The sequence below is a fragment of the Acetobacter fabarum genome (assembly GCF_040702925.2).
Lineage (GTDB): Bacteria > Pseudomonadota > Alphaproteobacteria > Acetobacterales > Acetobacteraceae > Acetobacter > Acetobacter fabarum_B.
Genome location: NZ_JBFCXX020000044.1, coordinates 1 through 4,551 on the forward strand (window position 1 = coordinate 1; position 4,551 = coordinate 4,551).

The 4,551-nt window shown below is 59.8% G+C and carries 6 protein-coding genes; 1 reads left to right on the forward strand and 5 read right to left on the reverse strand.

The features are described 5' to 3' along the window. Positions 1-54 precede the first annotated feature (54 nt). The 5 genes from AB2L51_RS14885 to AB2L51_RS14905 form a co-directional block, all read right to left on the reverse strand. The gene (locus tag AB2L51_RS14885; RefSeq protein ID WP_400922593.1) at positions 55-192 is read right to left on the reverse strand and encodes a hypothetical protein; all 138 of its coding nucleotides are present in this window, start codon (positions 190-192) and stop codon (positions 55-57) included. Between the two features lie 89 nt (positions 193-281). Beyond that, positions 282-980: a cysteine hydrolase family protein gene (locus tag AB2L51_RS14890; protein WP_054362430.1), complete on the reverse strand. Its 699-nt coding sequence runs from the start codon at positions 978-980 to the stop codon at positions 282-284. Between the two features lie 83 nt (positions 981-1,063). Continuing rightward, complete coding sequence (locus AB2L51_RS14895) at positions 1,064-1,654, reverse strand: TetR/AcrR family transcriptional regulator (protein WP_054362429.1); 591 nt, start codon at positions 1,652-1,654, stop codon at positions 1,064-1,066. 27 nt (positions 1,655-1,681) lie between these two features. Continuing rightward, positions 1,682-2,629 carry a LysR family transcriptional regulator gene (locus tag AB2L51_RS14900; protein WP_054362428.1) on the reverse strand — a complete coding sequence of 316 codons (948 nt, stop codon included), beginning with the start codon at positions 2,627-2,629 and terminating at the stop codon, positions 1,682-1,684. A 161-nt stretch (positions 2,630-2,790) separates the two neighbouring features. After that, entirely contained in the window at positions 2,791-3,114 is a 324-nt protein-coding gene (locus AB2L51_RS14905) for a hypothetical protein (RefSeq protein ID WP_395583015.1), read from the reverse strand. 95 nt (positions 3,115-3,209) lie between these two features. Here AB2L51_RS14905 and AB2L51_RS14910 point away from each other — a divergent pair, with 95 nt between their 5' ends. After that, positions 3,210-4,421, forward strand: a complete 1,212-nt coding sequence (locus AB2L51_RS14910) for an IS256 family transposase (RefSeq protein ID WP_011950834.1) — start codon at positions 3,210-3,212, stop codon at positions 4,419-4,421. Positions 4,422-4,551 lie beyond the last annotated feature (130 nt).

The window sequence follows — 4,551 nt, forward strand, 5'->3', positions numbered from 1 at the left end:
GGGGAGTGTGAAGGCATGGGTCAAATCTCGATGAAAATTTCCGCCCTACCCGGGTCAGTTCTCAGTGAAAATCAACACGCCGATGATCAGCACCTCGGACACACCACCGATCTCTCCGGTGATGTGTTTCCACGACCAGCCTCGCTCGCGCTTGATGTCCAATATCTTTTCGGTCAGTTCCTCACGCCTCATCGATCCGTTCTCCTTCTTTGATGATCGCTAACGGGATGCGGTCCCGGCAATGCCGGGACCACAGGGACATGTGCGCAGGTGCGGGCGTCTCAGCCCTTCAGTTGTGAGACGGTTTCCGCGGTCGTCCAAAGGCCGTGCGCGAGGAACCGGAAATTCACCAGGGCGGCGAGGTAGCCGTCGCCCTCCGGAACGCGAGGGCCGGCTGTCGCATCGCGAACGACCACCACTTCGAAGCCCTGTTCGATCAGTTCCCGCAAATGCGCTTCAATGCACAGATTGGCGGCCATGCCGGCCAGGATGACTTGTGACACACCTTGTTTGCGCAGTTGGAGAATGAGGTCGTTCGTCTCGGGGCCGTAGACCTTGTGCGGCGAGGCAATGATGGTTTTGCCGTCGTGGATGTACTTTTTGTAGTCTTCGAGGAAATCCGCGCCCGATCCCTCGAATTCCTCCACGGTAAACTGGCCTTTGCGACCAAACATGTTGATCGCATGCATGGTCTTTTCCAGTGGACCGCCAAACTGCCAATGATGGTCACATGGATAGTAGAAGTGGGGCGAGATGGCGACGGTGATATCCGCTGCCTTCGCGGCTTCGAACAGTTGGCCGATGTGCGACACGGTGTTGTTCTCGACAACGCTCTCGCCGAAGAACGGCCAGCTCACACCGCTGGGATGTAAGAAGTCGTTCTGCGGATCGATCACCACGAGGGCAGCTCGCTTCAGGTCGAGCTGAAACGTGCTTTTTGGAAGCACCGGATTTTCGGGATCTGCGTAGAGTTCAGTCATGATCTTCTCCTTTCAGAAGAGGAAGGCGCCATCTGCTGGCGACGTATTAAAGTGACTGGTCGTCTATTAATACGACACGATTTTCACGCGAGGAGCCGAGGCAGGGCAACAGTGCCAAATCGCCTCAGAGCTCTTCCGCTTTGCTCGACCTTGGCCACCATCACCGCGCCCTCGAAGGCCTCGATGAGCGTCGCCGCAAGGTCCTGGGGTTCGCGCGCGAGGGGAAGCTCTCCCGCTTCGCTCGCGGCCGACAGGCACTTTGCAAGGGCGGCTGTCCAAGTCCTCAGGAGAGCTTTCAGCTTTGATCGTGCAATCGAGCTCTGCGCCGCAAGCTCAAGCGCGAGATTGCCGATCAGACAGCCAAACGTGAATTTCTGTCGCTCATGATACTCAATCAACTCCGAAAAGTGTCTCTCGACGCGCTTTAACGGGCTAACGAAATCGTCTTCCAGGATGGACACGTAATTGGATTCGATTGCGCGCCAGTATTCATCGAGTATCGCTGCCGCGAACGCATCCTTGCTTTCGAAGTAATTGTAAAACGATCCCTTCGGAACTCCGGCAGCGGCAGTAATATCCTGCACGCCACAGCCGTTGAAGCCAAGGCGATGGATGATTTCTGCGCCTTTTTCGATGAGGCGCGAACGAACTTCTGGATTCGGTGGACGTGGCATGACGTTAATAAATGACCAGTCATCTCGTTATGTCAACCGTTGAATGGCCTCTAGGACCGTTGAGGACCGCCGCTGGTGCGTTTTTGCGATCGATGCGCTAAGGTCCAGCAGACGCTTAAGCGCGGGATTGACGTTGTTTGTCGACCAAACAACGCTTGAGTTGAACACCTCGCCCCCTTCGGCAAGCGGAACGAAGATGACCGCGGGATAGGAGGCGCCCTGAGTGGAGGTCGCAGCCAAGGTCACGCCGAATCCCATGCCCACCATGTTGAGGAGGTTCTCGCGGCCAACCCGCTGCACCGAGATCCGCGGATGAAAACCCAAACCGGAAAGCTGCCGCACGATGATCGCCTCGACCTCAGGCCCGTGAACGTCCGCTGCGACAAGGAATGTCTCGTCGCGGAGATCCTCCCAATTGACGCCGACGCGTGCCGCCATGGAATGGTGCTTTGAAACTGCGACGTATAGAGGTTCACCCCAGAGATGCATCGCCTGGCAACCGGGAAGACGCGGCTCGCCGGGAATGAATGCCGCGTCGAGCCGACCGCTTAGCACGCCGGCGGCAGTCGCCTGCGCCGTCGCCTCTTCGATCTTTATATCGATGTTCGGAAACCGGAAATGGAACGCCTCGAGCACGTCGGCCAAGAAACCGCTGGCGAGCGAGGCCATCAGCCCGATTTTCAACTCCCCAATCTGGCCTCGTTTCTCCATGCTTAGGCTGCTGACAGCTTGGCGAATGTGTTCAGCGCCAAATGCAGCCTCCCGTATGAAGCGCTCGCCGGCTGGCGTCGGCCGCACTCCGCTCCTGCTGCGTTCGAAGAGCGGCACGCCCACCCTGCGTTCGAGCAACTGAATTCGACGGCTGACCGTCGACTGCGAGAGATTCATCGCATCGGCCGCACGGCGGAAACTTCCGTGTTCCGCAACCAGAATCGCGTAGCGGAGAAAGCGGAGGTCAAGAGCCAAGTCAGGCATGTCCCCCTCCGCCTGCCCGCCGATGCAGTGGCCGGCCGACGCTCAGCCGCGACCTGCGCAACAGGGAATGACTGCGCATTTCCGCCGCCGCGAACCGCGGGACGGCGCCAATTATGCGGCTACGATGCTCGTGGAGAAGCGACACTCGCATAGAGAAAACACTACTCAGAAAGATCAGGCCCGAACATCGCCCGCATCTGTGCCAAATAATGTTCCTCCGAGGTCATCCATCGCAATTGTGCGAACAACGCGGTATCGGGGCCCGCCGGAAAGCGCAGCCGATCGCCCTCCTCCGTCGCAGCAGCGAAAACAGCCTCGGAGACTTCGCTCACACTCGTGAACGCGGTTGGATAGTCTTGCAACTTGGCGAAATAGCGTTGCGCAAAGGCGTCGTATGGCGGTGGTGTCAGTCCCTCAATGGTTAGCGTCCGCGCTCGTGGTGTAATTTCTGGTGTAGATTGAGATGATCGCATGGGGTGGGGCATGCCCCACCCCATGCGATTTCGATCTCGGTGGCCACCGGGCTCATCGGTAAGGTGGAGTTACCACACTTCACACGCCCACCGAGGAGTTGATCCCGATGACCGACGACAGACTACCGCTTGCCGAGCTGATGGCGAAGACTGGAGATGGAGATTTCCTGCGCACGATCGCCGAGAGCGTATTACAGATCATCATGGAGGCCGACGTCGATGGCCTGGTCGGCGCTAGCCGACACGAGCGCTCCGGCGACCGGACGACCTGGCGGAACGGCTACCGCGACCGCAGCCTCGATACCCGGCTCGGCACGCTCAACTTGAGGATTCCCAAGCTACGGACCGGCGCCTACTTCCCTGGCTTCCTGGAACCCAGGAAGACCGTCGAGAAGGCGCTGGTCGCGGTGATCCAGGAGGCGTGGATCGCCGGCGTCAGCACCCGGCGTGTCGACGAGCTGGTGCAGGCCATGGGCATGACCGGCATCTCCAAATCCTCGGTGTCCAAGCTGTGCAAGGATATCGACGAACGTGTCCATGCCTTCCTTAAGCGGCCGCTCACCGGCGACTGGCCCTACCTCTGGCTCGATGCTACCTACCTCAAGGTGCGCGAGGGCGGGCGGATCGTCAGTGTCGCCGCGATAATAGCCGTTGCCGTCAACACCGAGGGCAAGCGCGAAATCGTTGGCCTTCACATTGGACCCTCCGAAGCCGAGCCATTCTGGTCGAGCTTCCTCAAGGACCTCGCACGCCGCGGACTGACCGGCGTGAAGCTGGTCATCTCCGATGCCCACGAGGGCCTCAAGGCAGCGATCACTCGCGTGCTCAGCGCCACCTGGCAGCGGTGCCGCGTCCACTTCATGCGCAATGCCCTGGCCTACGTGCCCAAGGGCCAGAACACCGTCGTCGCCGCTGCCATCCGCCAGGTCTTCCTCCAGCCCGACCATGCCGCCGCGACACAGGTCTGGCGCCAGGTCGCCGACCAGTTGCGTACCCGCTGGCCAAAGCTCGGCGCCTGCATGGACGATGCCGAGCACGACGTGCTGGCCTACATGACCTTCCCCGAGCAGCACCGCGTCAAATTACATTCCACCAATCCACTGGAACGCCTGAACAAGGAAGTGAAGCGCCGCGCCGATGTCGTCGGCATCTTCCCGAACGAGGATAGCATCATCCGCCTCGTCGGCGCCGTCCTGCTGGAGCAGAATGACGAATACCAGCTCCAGCACCGCTACATGCAGATCGAGGGCATGGCCGCCCTTGCTACACCAATGATCGAGGAGGCACAGCCGCTACAGATTACACCCAAGGCCGCCTGAAAATGCAGCCCGCTGGCCACACCCAATTCTACACCACATTGACGGACGCGACCAAAGCGCAGGTCCGGAGCGTCGCCTATCACCTGTTTGCCGTCACGCGTCTGCTGTCCGTATGGACGCAAGTAGAAGG

Bases quoted from the DNA above. Each gene is read 5' to 3' on its own strand.
- AB2L51_RS14910 (WP_011950834.1), top strand. From the start codon at position 3,210: ATGACCGACGACAGACTACCGCTTGCCGAGCTGATGGCGAAGACTGGA.
- AB2L51_RS14905 (WP_395583015.1), bottom strand. From the start codon at position 3,114: ATGCCCCACCCCATGCGATCATCTCAATCTACACCAGAAATTACACCA.
- AB2L51_RS14900 (WP_054362428.1), bottom strand. From the start codon at position 2,629: ATGCCTGACTTGGCTCTTGACCTCCGCTTTCTCCGCTACGCGATTCTG.
- AB2L51_RS14890 (WP_054362430.1), bottom strand. From the start codon at position 980: ATGACTGAACTCTACGCAGATCCCGAAAATCCGGTGCTTCCAAAAAGC.
- AB2L51_RS14885 (WP_400922593.1), bottom strand. From the start codon at position 192: ATGAGGCGTGAGGAACTGACCGAAAAGATATTGGACATCAAGCGCGAG.
- AB2L51_RS14895 (WP_054362429.1), bottom strand. From the start codon at position 1,654: ATGCCACGTCCACCGAATCCAGAAGTTCGTTCGCGCCTCATCGAAAAA.